Annotated in this window: 21 protein-coding genes; 7 read left to right on the top strand and 14 right to left on the bottom strand. The window is 46.4% G+C overall.

The genetic code is table 11. The features are described 5' to 3' along the window. Positions 1-365 precede the first annotated feature (365 nt). From L4D06_RS24195 to L4D06_RS24180, 4 genes are read right to left on the bottom strand one after another with little or no spacing between them, the layout of a single operon-like run. A complete protein-coding gene (locus L4D06_RS24195; protein WP_429741995.1) occupies positions 366-797 on the bottom strand; it encodes a type IV pilus modification PilV family protein in 432 nt (143 codons plus the stop codon). Beyond that, positions 787-2,142 carry a hypothetical protein gene (locus L4D06_RS24190; RefSeq protein ID WP_429741993.1) on the bottom strand — a complete coding sequence of 452 codons (1,356 nt, stop codon included), beginning with the start codon at positions 2,140-2,142 and terminating at the stop codon, positions 787-789. The genes L4D06_RS24195 and L4D06_RS24190 overlap by 11 nt, the downstream gene beginning before the upstream one ends. Before the next feature lie 2 nt (positions 2,143-2,144). Further along, complete coding sequence (locus L4D06_RS24185) at positions 2,145-2,831, bottom strand: PilW family protein (protein WP_429741992.1); 687 nt, start codon at positions 2,829-2,831, stop codon at positions 2,145-2,147. After that, on the bottom strand, positions 2,828-3,376 hold the full coding sequence (locus L4D06_RS24180) for a pilus assembly FimT family protein (protein ID WP_274166710.1): 549 nt from the start codon (positions 3,374-3,376) through the stop codon (positions 2,828-2,830). The genes L4D06_RS24185 and L4D06_RS24180 overlap by 4 nt, the downstream gene beginning before the upstream one ends. Positions 3,377-3,454: 78 nt before the next feature. Between L4D06_RS24180 and L4D06_RS24175 the strand changes: the two genes are divergently transcribed. Beyond that, on the top strand, positions 3,455-3,898 hold the full coding sequence (locus L4D06_RS24175) for a type IV pilin protein (RefSeq protein WP_429741990.1): 444 nt from the start codon (positions 3,455-3,457) through the stop codon (positions 3,896-3,898). 36 nt (positions 3,899-3,934) lie between these two features. Here the strand turns inward: L4D06_RS24175 and dnaJ are convergent, their stop codons facing one another. The 3 genes from dnaJ to grpE all read right to left on the bottom strand — a co-directional run bounded on the left by dnaJ (position 3,935) and on the right by grpE (position 7,912). Beyond that, entirely contained in the window at positions 3,935-5,080 is a 1,146-nt protein-coding gene (gene dnaJ / locus L4D06_RS24170; protein WP_429741989.1) for a molecular chaperone DnaJ, read from the bottom strand. Between the two features lie 118 nt (positions 5,081-5,198). Continuing rightward, positions 5,199-7,112 (bottom strand): molecular chaperone DnaK, encoded by a 1,914-nt coding sequence (gene dnaK / locus L4D06_RS24165; protein ID WP_274166713.1) that lies wholly within the window; start codon positions 7,110-7,112, stop codon positions 5,199-5,201. A gap of 197 nt (positions 7,113-7,309) precedes the next feature. Further along, positions 7,310-7,912 (bottom strand): nucleotide exchange factor GrpE, encoded by a 603-nt coding sequence (grpE, locus tag L4D06_RS24160; RefSeq protein WP_429741986.1) that lies wholly within the window; start codon positions 7,910-7,912, stop codon positions 7,310-7,312. 228 nt (positions 7,913-8,140) lie between these two features. On the opposite strand from grpE, the gene nadK reads away from it, so the two are divergent. The 3 genes from nadK to bamE all read left to right on the top strand — a co-directional run bounded on the left by nadK (position 8,141) and on the right by bamE (position 11,348). Then, a complete protein-coding gene (gene nadK / locus L4D06_RS24155) occupies positions 8,141-9,022 on the top strand; it encodes an NAD(+) kinase (RefSeq protein WP_274166715.1) in 882 nt (293 codons plus the stop codon). A gap of 175 nt (positions 9,023-9,197) precedes the next feature. After that, positions 9,198-10,865: a DNA repair protein RecN gene (gene recN, locus L4D06_RS24150; protein WP_429741984.1), complete on the top strand. Its 1,668-nt coding sequence runs from the start codon at positions 9,198-9,200 to the stop codon at positions 10,863-10,865. 126 nt (positions 10,866-10,991) lie between these two features. Then, positions 10,992-11,348, top strand: coding sequence for an outer membrane protein assembly factor BamE (gene bamE, locus L4D06_RS24145; RefSeq protein WP_429741982.1), 357 nt, complete (start codon positions 10,992-10,994; stop codon positions 11,346-11,348). Between the two features lie 108 nt (positions 11,349-11,456). On the opposite strand, the gene phoU is transcribed toward bamE, so the two are convergent. Genes phoU through L4D06_RS24125 form a run of 4 tightly spaced genes read right to left on the bottom strand, consistent with a single transcriptional unit; the run spans position 11,457 to position 16,885 of the window. Continuing rightward, positions 11,457-12,164 carry a phosphate signaling complex protein PhoU gene (phoU, locus tag L4D06_RS24140; protein WP_028024592.1) on the bottom strand — a complete coding sequence of 236 codons (708 nt, stop codon included), beginning with the start codon at positions 12,162-12,164 and terminating at the stop codon, positions 11,457-11,459. Between the two features lie 14 nt (positions 12,165-12,178). Further along, a complete protein-coding gene (pstB, locus tag L4D06_RS24135) occupies positions 12,179-12,997 on the bottom strand; it encodes a phosphate ABC transporter ATP-binding protein PstB (protein ID WP_429741980.1) in 819 nt (272 codons plus the stop codon). A 25-nt stretch (positions 12,998-13,022) separates the two neighbouring features. Continuing rightward, positions 13,023-14,669 carry a phosphate ABC transporter permease PstA gene (gene pstA / locus L4D06_RS24130; protein ID WP_429741978.1) on the bottom strand — a complete coding sequence of 549 codons (1,647 nt, stop codon included), beginning with the start codon at positions 14,667-14,669 and terminating at the stop codon, positions 13,023-13,025. 44 nt (positions 14,670-14,713) lie between these two features. Next, entirely contained in the window at positions 14,714-16,885 is a 2,172-nt protein-coding gene (locus tag L4D06_RS24125; protein WP_429741976.1) for an ABC transporter permease subunit, read from the bottom strand. A gap of 241 nt (positions 16,886-17,126) precedes the next feature. Between L4D06_RS24125 and L4D06_RS24120 the strand changes: the two genes are divergently transcribed. Genes L4D06_RS24120 through ppx form a run of 3 tightly spaced genes read left to right on the top strand, consistent with a single transcriptional unit; the run spans position 17,127 to position 21,258 of the window. Beyond that, positions 17,127-17,636, top strand: a complete 510-nt coding sequence (locus L4D06_RS24120) for a glycine cleavage system transcriptional repressor (RefSeq protein WP_274166721.1) — start codon at positions 17,127-17,129, stop codon at positions 17,634-17,636. An 18-nt stretch (positions 17,637-17,654) separates the two neighbouring features. Next, the gene (gene ppk1, locus L4D06_RS24115; protein ID WP_274166722.1) at positions 17,655-19,754 is read left to right on the top strand and encodes a polyphosphate kinase 1; all 2,100 of its coding nucleotides are present in this window, start codon (positions 17,655-17,657) and stop codon (positions 19,752-19,754) included. Next, a complete protein-coding gene (ppx, locus tag L4D06_RS24110) occupies positions 19,747-21,258 on the top strand; it encodes an exopolyphosphatase (RefSeq protein ID WP_429741974.1) in 1,512 nt (503 codons plus the stop codon). The genes ppk1 and ppx overlap by 8 nt, the downstream gene beginning before the upstream one ends. A gap of 79 nt (positions 21,259-21,337) precedes the next feature. Here ppx and L4D06_RS24105 read toward each other — a convergent pair whose 3' ends face one another. From L4D06_RS24105 to phoB, 3 genes are all read right to left on the bottom strand, one after another. Continuing rightward, complete coding sequence (locus tag L4D06_RS24105; RefSeq protein ID WP_429741972.1) at positions 21,338-22,285, bottom strand: PstS family phosphate ABC transporter substrate-binding protein; 948 nt, start codon at positions 22,283-22,285, stop codon at positions 21,338-21,340. Further along, complete coding sequence (gene phoR, locus L4D06_RS24100) at positions 22,279-23,574, bottom strand: phosphate regulon sensor histidine kinase PhoR (protein ID WP_274166725.1); 1,296 nt, start codon at positions 23,572-23,574, stop codon at positions 22,279-22,281. The genes L4D06_RS24105 and phoR overlap by 7 nt, the downstream gene beginning before the upstream one ends. 62 nt (positions 23,575-23,636) lie before the next feature. Next, the gene (phoB, locus tag L4D06_RS24095) at positions 23,637-24,326 is read right to left on the bottom strand and encodes a phosphate regulon transcriptional regulator PhoB (RefSeq protein WP_016960564.1); all 690 of its coding nucleotides are present in this window, start codon (positions 24,324-24,326) and stop codon (positions 23,637-23,639) included. Positions 24,327-24,331 lie beyond the last annotated feature (5 nt).

Raw genomic sequence — 24,331 nt, 5'->3', positions numbered from 1 at the left:
GCTCTTTTCGAGTCGTCTTCTCATCGTCAGGGCTGCGAATTCTACGCTGCCAGGCGATGAAGTCAAGAAGAAATTTTGAGATTTTTCAACGTTGCTTTCRCAACCTTCAAAACGTCTTGTTGACTCCCTTCAACCGCGAGAAGCACTGGGCTTTTCCGTTGAAGCAGGCGGGCATTCTACTGATTGAGTCGTTAACGTCAAGCGTTTATTTTCAATCAATTTTGAAGCCGTTTTCGCCGTACTGAGTGGGCTTCTTGTTCCGTGTGGAGCAGGTCGCCGTGTCAGTGAGGTCGCATTATAGGGAGGCTTGGGATCTTGGCAAGGGCTTTATGTGAAAAACATCACAAAACAGTGCTGTTCGCGCATTATTCAAGCAGATTGGTGTATTTAGACACAGAAACAGGAATTGCCAATGTTTTTCCTTCATTGTTTCTGTCCGTCCATGCCACTGCTACTTGGTAGACTTTTCCATATGTTTCTTCTCCAGCTGCGGTTTCATGCGTTAAAGATTTGATGCTAGTGACGGTTACAATAAAAGGACTACCTTCATCTTGCTCATTGATACAATCTTGAATGTTTGCAAACGTCTTTTCTGCACAACTTGATCCAATGGTGTTAACGGTTTGAAGAAGAGCCAATTGAGATTCAGCAATCAGCTTTGCCTCAACGAACATGGCCGCATTGGCCTTTTCAACTTCCATATAGCTATACAGCTTCAACGTCCCAATCCCAGACAAAGCCACAACGACAATAGAGACAAGTACTTCAATCAATGAAAATCCGCGGTTAGAAGTCATGAATGCTAGCCTTGACGAGTTTAGGTTGAGATGGGAAAAATTCAGGGTTATCAATTTTTTCATCGTAACCAGGCGTAAAAGCACCAAACACTTTCGAGGTTCCTTTCTCTACGTCGACGATGTAACTACCTCTGGTATCAAATGAACCATTGAATAAGAAAGGAAGATATTTCCAATTATCTAGTTCCAGCCCCAACGAACTCGGCTCATCAAACAAATCGCAAAAGAATGCCATTGGGCCACTAGTACATGAAGTTGTAGTAACAAGGTCACCGTTCTCATCAGTCGTCTCACTAACCTCTAACCAAGAGTCTAGAAAGTTCTCTCTTTCATAGTTGAACTGGAAAATGGAGCCATTAAAATTAGCCAATGCCCCGTGATACGCGATAACACCATCTTTCACTACGATAAAAACAGGGTTACTACTGTCACTTGCCATGTCGGCCATATTGCAATCACCATCAACCCAAATTGTTACTAATTGGCCTTCGTTATGGCTTCCCTGTGCAACAATACCGTCTCTTTTCTCTGTAATTTCCTTCCCACACAACTCGACATTGCTTTTGACCGTCACCGTACCATTACCATTATCAATAGTCGTCGTGCCCGAAGTGTTTAATGAGGCATCAAAGCCACTTTTCACCTTTTCCCAATTGCTTTTGTCCTCCCGAAACTTTTCTTTAAACAAGTTCATACCCGGCTGATGATCCAAAATATCGCCTTCAAAGTCATTTGTCTTAATCGTATTTGAAGCGACTGTGGTACTAAACCCTTCTTTACATTGTTCATTGTTGGTGGCGAGAAGCTGAGATTCAAATTTTGCAGTAGAATCTCCAGTGTCAATGGTGACATCTCCCCCCGCAATGATGGCAAGACATTCATAGATTTCTGTATTCCCTTCCTTGCCTACTAACTCTCCCTTCGCCGGGATCCAACGGTTACCGCCTTCAAGCACAATGCTTCCTGACGTTTTAAATGCCGACGCCGTACCACCGCCACCACTTATTAAGGCTGTGTATTTGGCATAGCCGGAAGAGGAGATTAAAGACCAAGGGCTCTCAGTACCTACGATTGTAATGCTGCTGGTAGTCACGCTCGCACACTCGTTGAATGACGAATCGCTGTAGTCAGCATCCTTTGGATTAAGTTCTTTTTGCTCAAACACGGCGATTGCGCAATCTAACCCCGCCTTTGCGTTTGCTCGCTGTCTCGTATCCTCGACCAAGTTCTGAGCTTTCTTTATATCTCCCAACCCAGAACTCGCCACAGATACAGAGAACAAAGCGATCACGATTAAGATGCCGCTGACTGCAGCGAGTGTTGCCATTCCATTTTGACTATTCATCACTAACCATCCACATTAGGAATTGAAACAGAAAATACAACCGTATCCGTCATGGTTGGATCTGCTTTTAATGAGGCGGTAATTGATACTTCTACAGATTGAAGCGTGTTCGAACTTCCACCAACCCCTGAGAAACTCGATCTCGTAAAAGAAAGCGTATCAATCACTATTCTTTCGTAAGTCATATCTCGCCAATAGCCACTAAGGCCGCCACCAGAACTATCACTACTACAATTCCAGTTATCTAACCCTTTCCAGTTTTCATAGATTTCAATAACCGAGTTTCCATCAGGATCTGTGCCTAATCGATACCCTTTTGCATCATCTTTTCCATAAGTTGATGCACCTAAACGTTTATCATGGTTGTAAGCAAAACGAATACAAGCGCCTTCGAGCTGTGTAGCGCTGTCATCAATAAGTATTGAAGAATTGCCGCCTGAACTCCCTTCAACAATAAAAGGGTTTACAGAAGTACAGTCATAGCAAAAGCCTGCTCTCGATATTTCGCGCTTCATATTGGCTGCTAACGAATTGATATGAGTGTGCAGAAAGTCGCTCTGAAGTTGTTGGCTTCCCATACTGGTGTTAACAGAAAATAGCGCCATTGATGATGCAAGCACAACGAGGCTAACCGTCATACCAATCATCATTTCAACCAGGGTATAACCCCGAGAAAGATATCCATTCATGATGGGCAAGACTCCCAATCTCCAATCGCGGTATTGCTACACCCTTTTAGGCCAGAGTATTGACGAATCATGACACCTGACTCTTTTCCAGTTTCTGTACCCGACGTCAATTTCACTGTTTTATTGTTAGAAGGAAGTCCGGTCATCGGAGAGAAATGAAAAAGCTTAGACGGGGCGTTTAATTCAGGTTCTTGAACAGATAGCGTTCCTGAGCGGTCAAGGGCAATTTTTTTCAACCCTTCACTATCGGAGCAGTCAAAGTTTGATACGTCTGGCTTTTCACTTAAACCAATACAGCCATCCGCAATCTCAGAAGTGGGTACGTAGTGAACATAAATATGGCGGTGACGCTTCAGCGACTCTGATTGCCCCATTTCAAGTACGGAGAGTAATTGGATTGCTTTATTTTCAACCACAGCGGTTTTATGCGCTGACATATAATTAGGAACAGCAACCGCTGTGACCGCTGCCAACACCGACAGAGTGGTTATCATTTCAATTAGACTCAATCCGCGCTGTCGATTCCATTTACCCACACTGAACATCCAATTATTCCCACACAACTTGTCTGAATGCTAACACAGAGATAATTTATCCCTCTGGTACGTAAGCAAATATCCTGTATGGCGAAACAATTTATGACACTGAGAACTCGAACGTTTCAAACTGGTATGACGTTGATCGAAATATTGGTAGCCGTGGCCATAATCGGTGCTATCGCTGCAATCTCGATTCCTGCCTTCGGACAATATGTAATTAAGTCAGAAAGAAGCCGAGTACAGACGGATCTGTATCAACTGCAAGTTTGGGTTGAACAACAGTACACAATTGGCGGGGCTTATCCTGCCGCAATCAATTGTACAAGTTGTCAGTTATCAGACGAATACACTTTCAGCATCGAGGTAGGAGGTACGGGAAATAATGCCTACAAGTTAAAGGCCACACCAAAGGCAACGTCTAAACAAAAAAATGATACTGATTGCTACATCATGGTCATCAATGCTGGTTCTGAACAATCGAACCAAAACAAAGATGGTGTCGCCCTAAACAATAAATGTTGGATATAAAAAAACCGGCTTTCGCCGGTTTTTCTTTTCTAAGTCTTAGCTTGTCAGGTCATCAAAGAACTTCTTCACGCCATCAAAGAAGCCTTCCGATTTCGGCTTGTGCTTTTTAGCCGCACTACCACCTAAAGAGTCTTCAAACTCTTTTAGCAATTCTTTTTGCTTGCTGCTTAGGTTAACAGGCGTTTCCACCACCAGCTTACAAATCAGATCACCCAAACCACCACCGCGAACAGACTGAACGCCTTTACCGCGCATGCGGAACATACGACCAGTTTGAGTTTCAGATGGCACTTTCAAGCTCACACGGCCATCAAGTGTCGGTACTTCAACCTCACCACCCAATGCTGCCATCGTGAAGCTCACCGGTACTTCACAGTAAAGGTTGTTGCCATCACGTGTGAAGATATGGTGGTCACGGACATGTACTTGAACGTACAAATCACCCGCTGGTGCACCATATTCTCCCGCTTCACCTTCACCGGTTAGGCGAATACGGTCGCCGGTATCGACACCTGCTGGGATTTTAACGCTAAGTGTTTTGGTTTTCTGAACACGGCCTTGACCATGACAGTTGTCACATGGGTCTTTGATGATCTTTCCACGACCATGACAGGTTGGACAGGTTTGCTGAACCGCAAAGAAACCCTGACGCATTTGCACTTGGCCTTGACCATGACATGTGCCACAAGTCTGTGGTGATGTGCCAGGTTTTGCACCACTGCCACTACAAGGGTCACAGCTTACATAGGTAGGAACATCAATTTCTTTGTTAACACCACGAACAGCTTCTTCGAGGGTAAGTTCCATGTTGTAGCGTAGATCCGCACCACGCTGGGCACGAGTTTGACCGCCACGACGACCACCGCCACCAAAGATGTCACCGAACACGTCGCCAAAGATATCGCTGAAGTCTGCGTTGCCGCCACCAAAACCGCCGCCGCCGCCCATACCGCCTTGTTCAAATGCCGCATGACCATATTGATCGTAAGCTGCTCGTTTTTGAGCATCAGTCAGGATTTCGTAAGCAAGTTTAACTTCTTTAAACTTGTCGGTGGCTGATTCATCACCCGGGTTTTTATCTGGGTGATACTTCATCGCCAGGCGTTTGTACGCTTTTTTAATGTCGCGTTCACTGGCGTCACGGCTTACGCCAAGTACTTCATAAAAATCACGTTTTGACATGTTCTACTTGTCACCTGTTTCTATACAAAGCTAATTTATATCGCTTCGCATCATACAACTACGGGCGAAGGAGATCCCTCCTGCGCCCGTGCGAAATAAAACGGCTAATTAGCGGGTTTTATTTTTTGTCGTCTTTAACTTCTTCGAACTCAGCATCAACAACATCGTCGTCTTGCTTCGCTTCAGCACCGGCATCTTGTGATTGAGCTGCTTGAGCTTTTTGCTGTGCAACTTCCATCAACTTCTGAGATGCTGCAATTAGAGCTTGAACTTTCGCATCAATGGCTTCTTTATCTTCGCCTTTGCGCGCTTCTTCTAGCTCGTTGATTGCAGCTTCGATTTTCTCTTTCTCGTCAGCTGGTAGTGCATCGCCTGCTTCTTCAACTTGCTTGCGAGTGCCGTGTACTAGTTGGTCAGCTTGGTTGCGAGCAGTAACAAGTTCTTCAAACTTCTTATCTGCTTCTTTGTTCGCTTCCGCTTCCTGAACCATTTTCTCGATTTCGTCGTCGCTCAGACCACCAGACGCTTGGATAGTGATCTTCTGCTCTTTACCAGAGCTCTTATCTTTAGCAGACACGTGCAGAATACCATCAGCATCCAAATCGAAGGTTACTTCAATTTGTGGCATGCCGCGTGGTGCTGGGTTGATGCCTTCTAGGTTAAATTGACCTAGTGATTTGTTGTAGGTTGATTGCTTACGCTCACCTTGAAGCACGTGGATAGTTACCGCGCTTTGGTTGTCATCCGCCGTTGAGAACACTTGATTCGCTTTTGTAGGAATCGTGGTGTTTTTCTCAATCAACTTAGTCATCACGCCGCCCATGGTTTCAATACCTAGGGACAGTGGAGTCACGTCTAGCAATAGCACGTCTTTAACTTCACCTGACAGTACGCCACCCTGAACCGCTGCACCAACAGCAACTGCTTCGTCTGGGTTCACGTCTTTACGTGGTTCTTTACCAAAGAATTCAGTCACTTTAGCCTGAACCATTGGCATGCGGGTTTGACCACCCACCAAGATAACGTCATTGATGTCGCTAACAGACAGGTCAGCATCAGCAAGAGCAACTTTAAGCGGCTCAAGTGAACGAATAACCAAATCTTCAACCAGTGACTCAAGTTTCGCGCGAGTCACTTTGATGTTCATGTGCTTAGGACCGCTTGCATCTGCTGTTACATACGGCAGGTTAACGTCAGTTTGCTGAGCAGAAGACAGTTCGATTTTCGCTTTCTCTGCTGCTTCTTTAACACGCTGCATTGCAAGTGGATCTTTACGAAGATCGATACCTTGGTCTTTTTTGAACTCGTCAACCAAGTAGTTAATCAGACGGTTATCAAAGTCTTCACCACCTAGGTGAGTATCACCATTGGTTGCCAGAACTTCGAAGGTTTTCTCGCCTTCAACTTCATCAATCTCAATGATAGAGATATCGAAAGTACCACCACCAAGGTCGTATACCGCGATAGTGCGGTCGCCGCCTTCTTTATCCAAACCGTAAGCAAGTGCCGCTGCAGTTGGTTCGTTGATGATACGTTTTACTTCTAGACCTGCGATACGGCCAGCATCTTTCGTTGCTTGACGCTGAGCATCGTTGAAGTAAGCAGGTACAGTGATAACCGCGCCAGTGACTTCCTCACCAAGGAAGTCTTCAGCAGTTTTCTTCATTTTCTTAAGAACTTCAGCCGATACCTGAGGAGCTGCCATTTTTTGGCCTTTCGCTTCTACCCAAGCATCACCGTTGTCAGCCTTAACAATTTTGAAAGGCATGATTTCGATGTCACGTTGAACTTCTTCATCTTCAAAACGACGACCAATCAGTCGCTTGATTGCATAAAGCGTATTTTCTGGGTTGGTTACAGCCTGGCGTTTAGCTGGCTGACCTACCAAAGTTTCACCATCCTGGGTGTACGCGATGATTGATGGCGTTGTGCGATCGCCTTCAGCGTTTTCGATTACGCGTGGCTTGTCACCGTCCAGTACTGCTACACATGAGTTGGTAGTACCCAAGTCGATACCAATGATCTTACCCATTAGGTTTTCTCCGAAATTCGTCTTACGTCTATATTGCGTTACCCCTTATATGGGGGCCGCGGTTTAGGGTTCAACCCTGCACAAGAAAAATTTTAAATTTTCTTTTTTGATGCCCCTTAGATAAGGGCGCATTCTGGGCTTTCAAGGCCCAGACACAAAAAAACCCGCAAAAAGCGGGCTTTTTTTTAATATGAGGCTTATGCCTGTTCGTCAACGTTTCCTGGTGCCGCTTTTGACACCATAACCATTGCTGGACGAACAACACGACCATTCAACTCGTAACCTTTTTGCATCACCAACATAACGGTATTCGGCGCGTGCTCTGCACTTTCTTGAATAGACATTGCTTGGTGGAATTCAGGGTTGAAAGGTTCGCCGTGAGGGTTAAGCTCTTTCAAGCCAAACTTCTCTACCGAGCTTTTCATGGTTTGCAACGTCAGCTCCACGCCTTCCAGCATTGGCTTGATGGCTTCGTCTTGCTTATCAGCCATTTCAACCGCACGCTCCATGTTGTCGATAACAGGTAGCAGTTCGTTAGCAAATCGCTCAAGCGCAAACTTACGCGCTTTGTCAATTTCCTGCTCAGTACGACGACGCATGTTCTCAATATCAGCACGAGCACGCAGCACACTGTCTTGCTGTTCTTTCACTTTCTCTTCGCTTGCTTCAAGCGCCGCTTCAAGCTCAGTAATCCGGCTAATCATTGCGTCAGTTTCTGCATCAAGGGCATTTTCGTCTTGTGCTTCAACAGAATTGTTTTGCAACTCTTCGTCCTGGATCTTGTTTTCTTCTTTGTTCATGCTCTCTCCGACACAATACACTGTGTTGAACCCCAAATTTATTAGCATTGGGGCATCAATCTCGACGGTTTTGCTTATTATGGGGATGTATGGCTACGTTTCAAGGTGTCTCTTGAGACGACATACCAAGATTTTACCTTTTGATAGCGATGTTCTGCATGAAGGAGCAGGATTTCATTTAATTATTAGGTATATAATCAAGTCATTAGACAGCGCAGGATCTCTAAGATGTCAAAGCGTTTTAAGACAATTGCTTTGGTTGGTAAGCCGCGAAACCCCGAAGCCGTAGCAACACACGAAAAACTGTATTACTGGCTAACAGAACAAGGCTATCGAACGCTTGTCGATAATCGACTGGATAGTTACATCAATGTGCCAGCCGAAGATTTTCACGACCTTCTCTCGATGGGAGCGAAAGCAGATCTGGCTATCGTCATTGGTGGTGACGGCAATATGCTTGGAGCGGCTCGCGTACTTTCTCGCTTCGATATCTCCGTCATTGGTGTTAACCGTGGCAATCTCGGCTTCCTTACCGATCTCGATCCCGATGACTACGAACTTGCCCTATCAGAAGTCCTTGCAGGAGAATTCGTCGAAGACCCGCGCTTTTTACTTGAAGCTGAAGTGCATCGACATGGGCAGATTAAGAGCCACAATGCCGCGCTCAATGAAGCTGTGCTGCACCCGGGTCAAGTCGCTCATATGATTGAGTTTGAAGTGTACATCGATGATAACTTTGCATTCTCGCAGCGCTCGGATGGCTTAATCATTTCTACGCCTACGGGTTCTACCGCATATAGCTTATCTGGTGGTGGCCCGATTTTATCGCCTAGCCTTGATGCGATTTCGCTGGTACCCATGTTCCCTCATACACTTTCCAGCCGCCCTTTGGTCGTCGATGCCAAACGCCATATTAAATTGGTCGTGTCGCCAGACAATGGAAGCACATTGGAAGTCAGTTGCGATAGCCAAGTCTCACTGCCTGTGAATCCTGGGGACGAAGTTCACATCTATCGAAGTCCTTCGTTTTTGAAGCTAATTCACCCTAAAAATTACAATTACTACAAAACGTTGCGGACTAAATTGGGTTGGTCTAGCAAGCTCTTCTGACCCAACAGAGAAGATTAAATTCGGAATTTCCACATCAAGAGCAGGCCTAGCCTGCTCTTTTTCGTTACCAATATCACAAAATTATCCCCTAACTGGATCTGAACGACTTTACTGTATACAAACACAGTATATACTGTAATTACAAACAGGTGTTTATAGATACAGGTACTCACTCATGCTGGCGCACATCACGATTCAAAACTTTGCCATTGTTAAAGCGTTAGAACTCGACTTCCATTCAGGGATGACCACCATCACTGGTGAAACTGGCGCAGGTAAATCGATAGCCATCGACGCACTTGGCCTTTGTCTCGGTGATCGTGCTGATGCATCCATGGTTCGCCCCGGAGAAGATAAAGCAGAGATCGTGACTCTCTTTCATCTGCAGAACAATCCAGCAGCACGTCGATGGCTTGAAGATAATGAGCTAACTGATGGCGATGAGTGCATTTTGCGCCGAGTGATCACCAAAGAGGGACGCTCTCGAGCCTTCATCAATGGCAGCCCAGTGCCCGCCTCACAACAAAAATCTTTAGGTCAGCACCTGATTAATATTCATGGTCAGCACGCCCACCAACTTTTGATGCGCAATGATTACCAGCTTACTTTGCTCGATCAGTATGCTGGTCATCAACATCTTCTTGTGACCATGCGTCAGCGTTATCAAGAATGGCGAGCGAAGCGCAATGAACTAAAGCAACTTGAGAAAAACAAAGAAGCCTTCGAGGCGCAAAAACAGCTACTCGAATATCAAGTCAGTGAGCTCAATGAGCTTGCATTGGGAGAAACGGAGTACCCTGAACTAGAAGAGGAACACAAACGTTTATCTAACTGCGGCGATATTGCAATTTGTAGCCAAAGCGTGATTCAAGCGCTTAGTGAAGACGAAGACAACAATGCGCTCTCTCTGTTGCAATATGCCCAACAAAAACTGGCTGAATTAACGACGATGGATAGCCAGTTCACACCGCTTATGCAGATGTTGGACGAAGCTTGCATTCAAGTTCAAGAAACCAGCCATGAGATCACCAGCTATATGGATAGACTGGATATGGATCCTGCACGTTTGAACTATCTAGACGATCGCATGGCAACCATTATGCGTTTGTCTCGTAAACATCAGGTGCTACCTGAAGCACTCTATGATGCTCATCAAGCATTGATATCCGAATTGGACTCACTCAATGACAGTGACAATCACATTGAACAGCTCACACAAGACGTTGAATTGAAACATCAGGCTTGTCTCGCTTCCGCAGAGAAACTCAGTAAGAGCCGTAAGCGATACGCTAAAGAGTTGGATAAGCTTATCTCTGCGAGTATGCACGAACTTAGCATGCAACATGGCAAATTCCATATTGCCCTTAACAGCCAACCGGAGAGTCACCTCTCGCCAATGGGGGTAGATAGCATCGAGTTCTTGGTCTCCACTAACCCAGGCCAACCTATGCAAGCATTAGGAAAAGTCGCATCTGGTGGTGAACTGTCACGTATCTCGCTAGCCATTCAAGTGATTACCGCTCAAAAAGTGGATACACCAAGTTTGATTTTCGATGAAGTCGACGTTGGCATCAGCGGCCCAACAGCAGCCATTGTAGGGAAACTGCTCCGCAGACTTGGCGAGTCCACGCAAGTTATGTGTGTCACCCACTTACCGCAGGTTGCAGGTTGCGGTCATCAGCAAATGTTTGTTACCAAAACAAGCGAGAAAGGAACCACCTCCACCAACATGATACTGCTTGATATCTCTGCACGGGTGCAAGAGCTAGCTCGTTTACTCGGTGGTAGTGAAATAACAGAACACACGCTGGCAAATGCCAAAGAGTTGTTAGTGGCTGCATAGTGTTTATCTGAAAAGAAACTTTTTTCAAATAGCACGGTCGAACAACCAAGTTGAGAGAAGAGTTTTTTACTTCTCTCACTCGCTTGTTTATCATCGTCCCCTATTTTGGAAATGAAGTAAGAAGTCATGCATTGGAAACTCGTCGTTGCGGTCACTCTTGTCCTAGCCAGCCTTTCAGGCTGCTCTTGGGTTAACAAGCTGGTTTACCGTATAGATATCAATCAGGGAAACTACATCGACCAAAGTTCTGTTGAAGAACTGAAATTTGGCATGACCAAAGAACAGGTCAAATTCTTACTCGGTCCACCCATGTTGGTCGAATCAGGTTATCCAAACACTTGGTACTTCGTTCAATGGCTGAAACCTGGCCATTCAGAGCCTGAGCAAAAAGAATTGATACTCTCTTTCGATGACAGTGGTCAGTTAATCGGCATGAAAGGTGACTTTGAAGCCGGTACAAGTTTCTTTGAAGCGATTCGATAATCAAATAACAAAAAACCCGCAATCGCGGGTTTTTTTATATCTAATCTAACGCCGTCATCCGCCGTCTGCCTCAACTTAACTTAGGACTTAAAGACGAAAGCGCATCGCCTACTTCAACATTTTCTCAAGCTGCTCTTTGTTGGTATGACGAATATCTTTACCTTTAACAAAGTAGATAATGTACTCACAGATATTCTGGCAGCGATCACCCACTCGCTCGATGGCGCGTGCAGACCACATCACCTTGAGCACATTAGGTATTGAGCGCGGATCTTCCATCATATAGGTCATCAACTGACGGATGATCGCTTCATACTCTTTATCCAAATGATCATCGCTGTGATACACCTTCATCGCTGCATCAACGTCCATGCGTGCGAACGCATCCAGCACATCATGAAGCATACGCGCGGCTTTGTGGCCTAAGTTTTCTAGCGAAACAAGAAACGGTTGCTGATGGTTCGAGAAATTATCCAGTGCCATTTTCGCAATGCTATCGGCTACATCACCAATACGCTCAAGATCAGTAATCGTCTTGATAATAGCAATCACCAACCGCAGATCACCCGCGGTGGGCTGACGCTTCGCGATGATTCGCGTACAGGCTTCATCGATCGCCACTTCCATCGAATTCACTTTGTGATCTTCTCGGATAACCTGTTTGGCAAGCTCGACATCTTGATAATGCATAGCACGAAGTGCGTCTGTCAGCTGTCTTTCAACCAAACCACCCATCGCAAGAACATGCGTACGAATGGATTCCAGCTCAGCATTAAACTGGCCCGATATATGTCGACTGAAATTATGATTGTCCATCAGGTCCGAATCCTTTAGCCGTAACGGCCAGTGATATAGTCTTCAGTTTGCTTACTTTTCGGCGTCGTGAAGAGTGTGTCTGTATCTGCGTATTCTACCAGTTTACCTAAGTTAATAAATGCTGTCTGATCCGAGACACGCGCCGCTTGCTGCATATTGTGAGTGACGATGACCACAGTATATTTGCGCTTTAAATCGTTTATCAGTTCTTCAATGGTTAACGTAGAAATCGGGTCTAGCGCCGAGGTGGGTTCATCCAACAACAAGACCTCAGGCTCAATCGCAATCGCGCGAGCAATGACAAGGCGCTGTTGCTGACCGCCAGACAAACCAAACGCATTGTCTTGAAGCCTGTCTTTCACTTCATCCCAGAGGGCTGCCGCACGAAGCGAGCGCTCGACTGCATCATCTAGGGTTCTAACATTCTTGACTCCCTGCAATCGAAGGCCGTAAATCACGTTTTCATATATCGATTTTGGAAACGGATTTGGACGTTGAAATACCATGCCGACTTTTCGGCGTAGCGCTGGTACATCAATAGCTTCGTCATAAACGTTCGTACCATGTAGCAAAATTTCGCCAGTTACACGGCATCCGTCCACGAGATCGTTCATGCGGTTGATACAGCGAAGAAGTGTCGATTTACCGCACCCCGAAGGACCGATAAATGCGGTCACTTTTCCCTTTGGAATACGCATATTGATATCGAACAATGCCTGCGTATTGCCGTAATACAAATCGAGATTTTGGATGACCAGCGCGGTCTGCTCATCAGAGAGTGATGACAAGTCAATTGGCCCAGGTAGTCCGATATTGGCATTGATGGATATCATGTCGTTGATTGTTCCTTTCGGGATCCTACAGTTCTTGTTCGAGCGCGCGGTATTTTTCACGAAGATGATTACGAATAGAGATTGCCGCGAGGTTTAAGCTCACTATCACAGTAACCAAAAGCAGAGACGTTGCATATACCAAGGGACGTGCCGCTTCGATATTTGGGCTTTGGAAGCCGACATCATAAACATGATATCCCAAGTGCATAAACTTCCGATCCAAATGCAGAAACGGAAAATTACCATCCAAAGGAAGGCTTGGCGCGACTTTCACCACCCCAACCAACATCAAGGGAGCCACTTCGCCCGCGGCCCTTGCAATCGCAAGAATTAACCCTGTCATGATCGCTGGGCTTGCCATAGGCAAAACGATTCGCCACAAAGTCTCCGCTTGCGTCGCTCCCAATGCCATCGACCCATGACGAACCGAGAGAGGAATTCGCGTCAAGCCCTCTTCCGTCGATACAATCACAACAGGGAGCGTTAAAATTGCCAAAGTTAATGATGACCAAAGTAGCCCCGGCGTACCAAATGTTGGGTTAGGTAGCGTATCCGAATAAAACAGGTCGTCGATATTTCCGCCGACAAAGTAAACAAAAAAACCAAGCCCAAAAACGCCATATACTATAGACGGGACACCGGCCAAATTGACCACTGCAATCCGAACGAGGCGAGTAAACGCATTCTTTCCCGCATATTCATGAAGATATACAGCAGCTAGCACCCCAAGAGGCGTCACCATTATCGACATCAATAGCACCATTAGCACAGTGCCAAATATAGCGGGGAACACACCACCTTCAGAGTTCGCTTCTCGTGGGTTCTCAGTCACAAACCGTAGAATTTGATGCGCCCACTGAAAGAGCTTTTCGGGCCCACTCATTGCATTGGGATACCACATGGCTAAAACATTATTTAGCGGGACTTTCACCGAATTGCCGTTGCGGTCTTTTACCAATAAATAATCCAGCGCGTGAGCAGTGCGTAGCGTCATTAAAGACGTCTCCAGCGCATCATAACGCTGAGTCAGTATCGCAATTTCATCAGAAACGAATTGAGGAATAGATTGGTCCGCTTTTTGATAGGACTGGGCTTCCGTTTTTATCGCATTTAGCTGTCGATTTACCTTCTCTATCTCACTGTATTCCAGTGTTGAAATCGCTGTTCGCTGTTGTTCGGCGACATCTATCTTTTCTTCATAGAAGGCAGGGCTCACATCCCTGTCGACAATCGCTCCATTTTCCATGAAGCCAACAGGAATACCAAAGAACACGCCATGTTCAGTGCGTTCAATGACGGCAATATCAGCACGAAGTGTTTGAGATAGAATGTTTTGTTCGAGCACAGAAACAAAGTCATGAGCCTCACGCTCACGATTTGCAATTTTTATCAAAAGTCGATTTTGGTCGAGTTGAAATTCTGGACTAACGTCAACGCCTGCTTCTTTCAACTGGAGAGATGACACAGACTCAATGCCATAGATCTCGCCAAACAGGGTCTCTTCACCCTGCAGTGTTTTTACTTGGAATTCATATACTGGCGCTGGCCAAAAATAGGCTAACCCTTTCCAGCCAATCAAAAGCATCACACCCAATACCGCGACCAAGCACAAACTGACCATGCCTGCGGTCATCCACACCCAAGGCGAACTGCTGTTCAATCGCTTAAACATCTACACTCCCCTGAAGGAACGAGATATCTATCGGCATGGAGACATTACAACGCACGGTATTTTTCTCGTAGCTGCTGGCGTACAAACTCTGCCACCGTATTAATCAAAAAAGTAAAACTAAACAGAATGAAGGCGGTCAGGAATAATACCCGATAATGCGAACTGCCGACTTCGGACTCCGGCATTTCAACAGCAATATTGGCAGAGAGCGTACGCAAACCTTCGAACGGATTCCATTCCATCAACGGTGTGTTCCCCGTTGCCATCAATACAATCATGGTTTCACCCACCGCGCGACCTAACCCCATCATCACCGCAGAAAACACCCCTGGACTTGCTGTTAGTAACACCACGCGAGTGAGGGTTTGCCAATGAGTCGCACCAAGCGCTAAAGACCCATTAGTCAAATGGCTGGGTACAGAGAAAATAGCATCTTCAGCAATCGTGAATATGGTTGGTATCACCGCAAAGCCCATCGCGATACCAACCACAATGGCATTGCGTTGGTCGAAATTCACACCGAGCACGTCCGTCACAAATACACGACTATCGCCACCTAAGAAGGTTTGCTCAACCCAAGGCCCCAGAGAAAATGCAGAGAAACCGATTATCAAGATCAAAGGCACTAAAATGATGAGGTGGCCACCCGCAGGCACTCTCTTACGCCAACCGCGTGGTATATAAGTCCAAACCACCGCCGTCAGCAAGAAAGACACAGGCATCGCAAAGAAAATGATAAACATGGCAGGTAAATGCGATTCGACAATGGGTGCCAACCAAAGGCCCGCAAGAAAACCGAGAATAACCGTGGGCAAAGCTTCCATGATTTCAATGGTTGGCTTCACGACTTTTCGCAAACCTGATGGCATAAAGTAAGCCGTGTAAATCGCTCCACCCACCGCCATCGGAATTGCAAAAATCAGGGCATAAGCTGCAACTTTGATGGTACCGAATACCACAGGTACTGCGCTCAGTTTACCTTCAAACGCATCACTCCCTGACGTTGACTGCCACACATAATCTGGTTCGCTATAACCTTCGTACCAAATCTCTTTCCAAAGTGAAGTAATACTCACATCAGGATGCGAATTATCGACATCGAGTACAGTGAGTCGCTGTGCTTGCTCAACCAAGAGACGGTCAGCGCGAGGTGAAAACGTCAGGGCTTCGACACCACCAGACAAAGTCAAAAACTCAAAATCGTCCCATGACTCACTTGGCGCATGCCAAAGAGACAACTCACCATTATCGGCAAGGTTAGTAAACACATTACGATGCGCTTCAACCGCTAGACGTCCTTTCGGCGTTGAAAACTCCCGCACCATGGTCAAAGTTCTTGTGTTGGATTTCACCACATCAAACCACTGACCGATGCGTCCGTCCTCAAGACGAATCAAAAGAGAGTGACCACCAGCAAGCAAGGTCATCGAAATAGGTTTTTGACCCGTCACATCTTTAATGTTCACGGTTTCACGCAATGCTAGCTTGGTCGTTGAAAGGTTATAGATGTTCAGTTCGTCCCCCACCATTTCAAAGAGCTTTCGCCCATTGGGGGTGACTAAGACCGTTGCGGTTTTTTCTGATGGAATAGCAACGCGAAGACGTTCAATCGCCTCGACCTCAGTAACAATGTTGACGGTGTCGCCTACCACACCAGCCACCACGCGCTCATTACCATTTATGGAAAAAGAGAGACTAGAAACCGTCTGGTCGACATCGCCAAGTTGCAAGGTGTCGAGTACATGAACATCAGGGGTGAAATGACGAGCGCCATCGTTGTAGTGCGCAACAAAACGCAATCTCTGAAAAGACACACTTCCATCATCAGAGCCATAAGCGCTGAAACCCGTAGACGCATCTTGTGCAAAAAAGCTTGTAGGAGATGATGCGACCTGCCTATTAACTAAGACATCATGATCGCCGCGCAGTGAAAATACCGTCAAGTCACCCGCATCAGAATAGCGAAAACCAAGTTGATTGTTTTCATCGACCCCAATTTGAACAGGCGCACCTGACACGTTTAAATCAAGCTGTTCACTGAGAGTAACGTCAGGGCTTTTGAATAGCGGCAAAACCACATAGGCGAGGTAGAAAAAGATCAGCAATAGCGCGAACAACACCACAAGGCCGCCACCGGTCACAGATAGACGAGCCAACTTATCCTTAATACGCCGACGAGGGTCTCCTTGCATCAGCGAATGTGTGGCGTTTGCCATTGGTACCTCTTTTCCTAAGTTAAGCGATACATAATATTTCTTTTTGATGACATAAATGTGACAGTACAGAAAAACATACTTAGTCAACCAAGTGAAATAAAAGTGTCACAATTTGTGTCTAGGCTTCTCTAACATTGATGTGAGGCACAGAAAGGAAGTGCTCATTAAAGCAGCAGTAGACAGGCTTTCATACAACTCCAATAATGAAATCTCCTCCCGCTGTAAACGTTAAGGATCAACCATGAAGCAGTTAGTTATCACCTTAATCGGCACTGATCGTCCTGGCCTCGTAGAAACACTTTCCGACACAGTCTTTCAACATCATGGCAGTTGGCAGGCCAGTAGTCTTAGCAAACTCGCTGGAAAATTTGCAGGGATCATTCAAGTTGACATTAAAGATGACGATGCAAAATCGCTGTCTCTCGCACTTAACAAGATCCCTGAACTCGACGTGCTTATCGCCGACGCACCTCACCAATCGGAGCCTGACTCCACAACACACTCACTGACCGTCACCGGTAATGATAGACCGGGGATTATTCAGGAGGTCACTCGAGAAATTGCAAAATTCGGCATAAACATTAATAACCTCGAAACCAACGCACAAAGCGCGGCGAATTCGGGTGGCATGATTTTCACTGCCGATTTTGATTTAGATATTGCCAACACAACATCATTAGATGATCTCGGAGAAGCATTGGAAGGCCTATCTGACGATTTGATCGTTGAGTTTGACGCTAACGACATTTAGTAACAGGAACAGGGAAGAATGAGCGCCAATAATTGCTATATAGACAAAGAACTCAGCTGGTTATCCTTTAATGAAAGGGTGCTGCAAGAAGCAGCAGACAAGAGTGTTCCCATCATTGAAAGAGTGCGCTTTCTGGGTATTTTCTCAAGCAATTTAGATGAGTTTTACCAAGTCCGCTTTGCAGATGTTAAACGTCGAATCTTGATCAATGAAGAGCAAGGAATTGACGGAACAGCTAAAGAACTACTTAGTAAAATTCAAGACAAAGTACTCAAGCTCAATCAGGATTTTGACCACCTCTACAACGACATTTTACTGGAAATGGCACGTCGCCATATATTCCTAGTCAACGAATTACAGTTGACGGAATACCAAAAAAATTGGTTGAAAAGGCACTTTGTCAGCAATCTTCTTCCCCATATCACCCCAATCATACTGACTGATGACATGGATTTGCTGTCATTCCTTAAGGACGCTTATTCCTACCTCGTTGTCGAACTCAAAAAAGAAGGACAAGCGACACGTTACGCATTGATCGAAATTCCCACTGATGAAATCGAGCGCTTTATTAAAGTGCCAGAGCCAAAAGGTCGGCGCCGTCGCAAGACAATCATCTTGCTCGATAACATCATTCGTCTTTGTCTTGACGAAATTTTTGATGGTTTCTTCGATTACGACAGCATTGAAGCCTTTGCCATGAAAATGACAAGGGATGCTGAGTATGACCTGACTAACGAAGTTGATCACAGCCTGTTAGAAAACATGTCCGACAGCTTGGACCAACGCTTGACGGCATTGCCCGTACGTTTTGTCTACCAAAGAGACATGCCCAAAGCTATGGTTAAACGCATCATCAAGATGCTGCGTATCTCGGACTATGACAGCGTATTACCCGGCGCCCGCTACCACAACTTCAAAGACTTTATCGGCTTTCCAAACGTGGGGATGCGTTACTTAGAAAACCCACCACTACCGCCGATAGAGTCCGCCGATTTCAGGCAAACATCCAATGCGTTTGATGCTATTCGCCAGCGCGATATATTGCTGCACTACCCTTATCACACCTTCAGACATATGACCGAGTTGGTTCGTCAGGCATCCTACGATCCCAAAGTTCGAAGCATCCGCATTAATGTTTATCGTGTCGCCAAAAACAGTCGGATCATCAACTCAATGATCGATGCTGCCAATAATGGCAAACGGGTTACTGTGGTCGTTGAACTGCAAGCGCGATTTGATGAAGAAGCCAACATCGAATGGGCGCGAGTTTTAACCGATGCTGGTGTCAAAGTTGTCTTTGGCACGCCAGGGTTAAAAATACACTCCAAGCTCTGTCTCATCTCACGTCGAGAAGACGATGGCTTGCGCGAATATGCCCATATTGGCACGGGCAATTTTCACGAAAAAACCGCCAGAATTTATACTGATTTCTCCTTGTTCACCGCAGATAAATCACTCACGACTGAAGTGAGAAAGGTTTTCAACTTCATCGAAAATCCTTACAAGCCGGTCAAGTTCAATCATCTAATAGTGTCGCCGCGCAACTCAAGAAACCGACTGTATCGCCTTATTGAGCGTGAAATAGAGCACGCCAAAGCAAAACGAAAAGCGGGCATCACCCTAAAGGTTAACAATTTGGTTGATACAGGGCTTGTCGACATGCTGTACAAAGCCAGCAACGAAGGTGTCAAAATACGAATGATTATACGTGGCATGTGCTCCCTCATCCCTGGGGTAAAAGGACTTAGCCAAAACATCAAAGCAATCAGTATCGTTGACCGCTTTCTCGAACACCCGCGCGTTTTTGCGTTTGAAAATGGCGGCGATCGTGACGTCTTCATATCTTCTGCCGACTGGATGACGCGCAATATCGATAACCGAATAGAAGTGGCAACCCCGATAAAAGATCAGCGCTTAAAAGACCGCATTATGGAAATCTTAGAAATTCAGTTTTCCGACCGCGCCAAAGCCCGTGTTTTGGATAAAGACATGTCCAATGCTTATGTAAAACGCGGAAATCGCAAAAAAATACGATCACAGGTTGAAATTTACGATTACCTTAAACAAATAGAGAGAACAGAAAGACGACGGTTAGCGGACAAGCAGAAGAATGAGTGAAACCACCAATACAGAAAAACCACGCGAAATTGCCGCGATTGATCTCGGCTCAAACAGTTTTCATATGGTCGTTGCTCGTGTTGTCGGGCAAGGGTTGCAAATTGTTAGCCGACACAAGCAACGCGTTCGGCTTGCCGCTGGCTTTGATGAGCAACTTAACATTGATAATGCCGCTATCAACCGCGGCATTGAATGCCTAAAAATGTTCGCCGAACGCTTACAAGGGTTCAACCAAGAAAACGTGCGCACCGCGGCAACATTTACATTGCGTGAAGCCAAGAACAGCCACATTTTTCTCCAGCGCGCACAGCACGTCTTTCCTTATCCGATCGAAATCATTCCTGGTGTTGAAGAAGCTCGGCTAATTTATCTAGGCGTCAGTCATACTCAGCCGGGAGAAGGTCAAAAGTTGGTGGTTGATATCGGCGGAGGCAGTACCGAACTCGTTATCGGCAAAGGGTTTACCCCCTCATTGGTTAACAGCAAGCGTATGGGCTGCGTCAGTTTTAACGAACAATTTTTCAAAGATGGACAACTCTCAATCAAACGCTTTGCATCCGCACAACTCGCCGCTGAGTTGAAACTAGAAAGCATCGCTAGACAGTATATTAAGCGTGGCTGGGACGAAGCCGTGGGCTCATCGGGAACGATAAAATCGATACGGGAAGTTTTAATTGCCAGCGGTCATGAAGATGGCATTATCACCCGAAAACGTCTCGACAACTTGATTGACCAAGTCCTCACGTTTAAATCCTGCGAAGAACTCTCTCTTCCTGGCCTCTCTCCAGACAGGCAACCCGTTTTTGCTTCAGGCCTCGCCATTCTCTCCGGTGTATTCCATGCATTGAACATTCAGAAAATGGTGTTCTCAGACGGTGCGTTGAGAGAAGGGCTACTTTATGAAATGGAAGACAGATTCCAACACAGTGACATCCGAAGCCGAACGGCGGCCGATCTCGCCGAACGTTATCACATCGACCAAACACATGCAGACAATGTGCAGCAAGCGGCAGAGAAGTTCTATTTGCAGGCGGAACCTCAGCTAAATAGCAAAAAAGCAGAACTGGCTATTTTGTTGAGCTGGGCTGCATTGCTGCATGAAGTGGGGCTCAGTATTTCGCATTCAGGCTTTCACAAGCACTCTGCTTACATCTTACAAAACACCAATTTGCCAGGATTTAACCAAGAGCAACAAACCGTATTAGCGACGCTCACTCGCTTTCATCGCAAAGCTCTAAAACTGGGAGAGATGCCTGAGTTCACGTTGTTTAAACTCAAGCATATTTTCCCACTGGTACGCGCGTTGCGACTTGCTTGCGTGCTCAATGTTCAACGTTCAGGAGACGAGTTACCCGATGTAAAACTCATCGCCAATGACGACCACTGGACATTACACTTCCCTGAAAATTGGCTTAACCAGAATCGCTTGCTTGCCGCAGACCTTGCCACCGAGCAAATCTACTGGCAATCCGCTGGATGGACGCTAGCCATCGAAGCCTCCTAGCAAATAACAACAAAGCCGATAAGGTCGACCCTATCGGCTTTGTTGTTATTGATTCATTGTTTAGTGTCAGACTTACAACCTATAACCCTAACACTTTGCGCTGCTCTTCGATCACACTTGCTGGCAATGGCACAAAGCCTTCACCTGCTGCTAGCGCCTGCCCCTGACGAGATAGGATCAGCTCAACAAATTCCGACTCTAGCGGTGCTAATGGCTTGTCCGGTACCTTGTTCACATACACATATAAATAGCGCGACAGCGGGTACTCGCCCGATGTGACGTTATCAACAGTGGCGAACACCTGCTCTCCATCAACTACTAATGGAAGCATTTTCGACCCCGCCGTGCGATACCCAACGCCTGCATAACCAATAGCATTTAGCGAGGTACTCACTGACTGCACTACCGATGCAGAGCCAGGCTGCTCGTTCACATCGGCGCGGAAATCACCATCACACAAGGCTTTATCTTTAAAGAAACCGTAGGTCCCAGACACTGAGTTACGCCCAAAGAGCTGAATATTGCGCTTGTCCCAGCTACCGCCAAGCCCCAGTTGCCCCCATTTTTCAAAACGCTCCGTTGAGCCGCAACGCAAGGTCTCAGAAAACAGTGCATCGACTTGTGTCAAATCAAGGGCAGTTAGCGGGTTATCCTGATGAACAAAAATAGCCATCGCATCAATCGCCACTTTAATCGCCGTTGGCGGATAGCCATATTTTCGCTCAAATAACGCGACTTCTCGTGGACGCATTTGACGGCTCATGGTGCCAAATTGTGCCGTTGCTTCAATCAACGCCGGAACGGCCGTCGATGAGCCTGACGTTTGGATTTGAACGTTGACACTGGGGTAGTACTTTTTAAACAAAGCCCCCCACTGAGTGACCAAATTCGCCAGCGTGTCCGAACCCACAGTCGAAAGGTTACCTGAGATATTATCCGCTCGATGATAAATCGGAAGGTGGTCATCAGCGTTAGCCGTGCAGCACCAAGATAAAAACGCGATAAAAACGAGAGCGTATTTTAGCATGCTAAACGCTCCGGCAAGGTAAACGAAAACACGCTCCCCTTTCCGACCTTGCTGCTTATTTCCAGTTCAGATTCATGATGATTCAGCGCGTGTTTTACAATGGCTAGCCCTAAACCACTCCCGCCAGTTTCTCGCGAACGGGCTTTATCGACGCGGTAAAAACGCTCTGTTAACCGATCAATGTGTTGAGGTGCGATGCCCTCACCGCTGTCTTTAACTTCCAGACGTGGGCCTTGTGGCGTTCGATACCAACGAACCGAAATTTTTGCGTTGGCTGGTGTGTGTTTGACCGCGTTATAAACCAAATTGGAAATCGCACTGCGAAGTTGGTCATCATCACCAAGCACGCTCAGCGAGTGGTCAACATCAAACTCCAACTCATGCGCATGTTCACCACTCAGTGTTTGCGCTTCTTTTTGCAAAACATCCAACATCGCGGGGACATTCACAGTCTGATCGAGGGCAATTTTTGCGCTTGCTTCGATTTTCGACAACGTCAGCAATTGCTCCACCAGCCCTTCCATGCGCGTTAACTGCTCTGTCATAACGCCATGTGCTTTGTCCCACATTGGGCCTTGTAACATCTCTGGGTCTTCGGACATTTCCAAGTAGCCACGCAATACCGTCATTGGCGTTCGCAGTTCGTGGGAAACGTTGGCAAAGAAGTTTCGACGCATGCCTTCAAGTTGCTTGAGCTGCGTAATGTCACGCGCCACCATCAAGTATTCACCTTCGGCATAAGGCATGGTACGAAATTCGAGAGTTTTGGACACATGCAGTGGCGAGCGCATTTCAAAAGCTTCACCCAACTCTGCGCGACTCAGGTACTCAATGAATTCAGGGGTGCGGATCAGGTTACCAATATACTGCCCAGCATCATCTGGCATACGAAAACCGAGCAGATCCTGTGCCAGCTTGTTACACCATACAATCGAACCATCGTGTTCAAACACGACGACGGCATCGGGTAAGGATTCAGCACCGTTTCGGAATCGGCGAATCAAGTTGGCCAATTCTTTACGACGACGACGGTTACGCTTTTGGAGGCGATAGATGCCATTGAAAAGTGGTGTCCAACTGCCTGAGCCTGATGGTGGCGTGAGGCTACGCTCTTTCCATAGCCAATCAGAAAGCTTCAGTTGGTGGTAAAAGTTCCACAACAAGACCAGCACGGTGGCGATCAGCAACAACCAAGACAAGCCGCCAAAGAACCAGCCAATCACGAACCAAGGTAAATAAAAAAAAGCCAGCTCTAGAGCCAGCTTTTTCCATGTGAGTCTTTCGACCATCTATGTCTCCATCACGCCATCCAGTGGCCATCGGACAGCAACATGACTAGTAATATGTCTTTCTATGCACGTGTTGAGAAGCGATAACCCGCACCACGAACGGTTTGCACCAGTTTATCGTGACCGTCTTCTTCCAACGCCTTTCTCAAGCGACGAATATGTACGTCAACCGTGCGATCTTCTACATAAACGTTGGTACCCCAAACATTATTCAGAAGTTGCTCTCGGCTATAAACACGCTCTTGGTGGGTCATAAAAAAGTGCAACATCTTAAATTCGGTTGGACCCATATCCAGCGGTTTTTCATTCGCCGTCACGCGATGCGAAACGGGGTCTAATTTCAGACCTTGAACGTCAATCACGTCATCCAAAGACGTTGGCGAAACACGGCGCATTACTGCTTTCAAACGTGCCATCAACTCTTTTGGTGAGAATGGCTTGGTGATGTAGTCATCCGCGCCCACTTCCAACCCGCGAACTTTGTCTTCTTCTTCGCCGCGAGCCGTTAGCATCACAACGGGAATTTGACGTGTTAGTTCATCTCGCTTGAGATGTTTGATCAGGTTAATCCCCGATCCACCCGGCAGCATCCAATCCATCAGGATCAATTCAGGATAAGGCTCGCAGATTTTCTCCAGAGCACTGTCATAGTCTTCTGCTTCTACGGCCTGATAGCCTTTTTGTTCTAGTACAAAGCACAGCATCTCACGAATTGGTGCTTCGTCTTCGACAACAAGAATCCGTCTTACCATTATTC

The sequence above is a fragment of the Enterovibrio makurazakiensis genome, from assembly GCF_050336585.1.
Lineage (GTDB): Bacteria > Pseudomonadota > Gammaproteobacteria > Enterobacterales > Vibrionaceae > Enterovibrio > Enterovibrio gelatinilyticus.
This window is presented reverse-complemented; position numbering and strand designations above follow the sequence as displayed.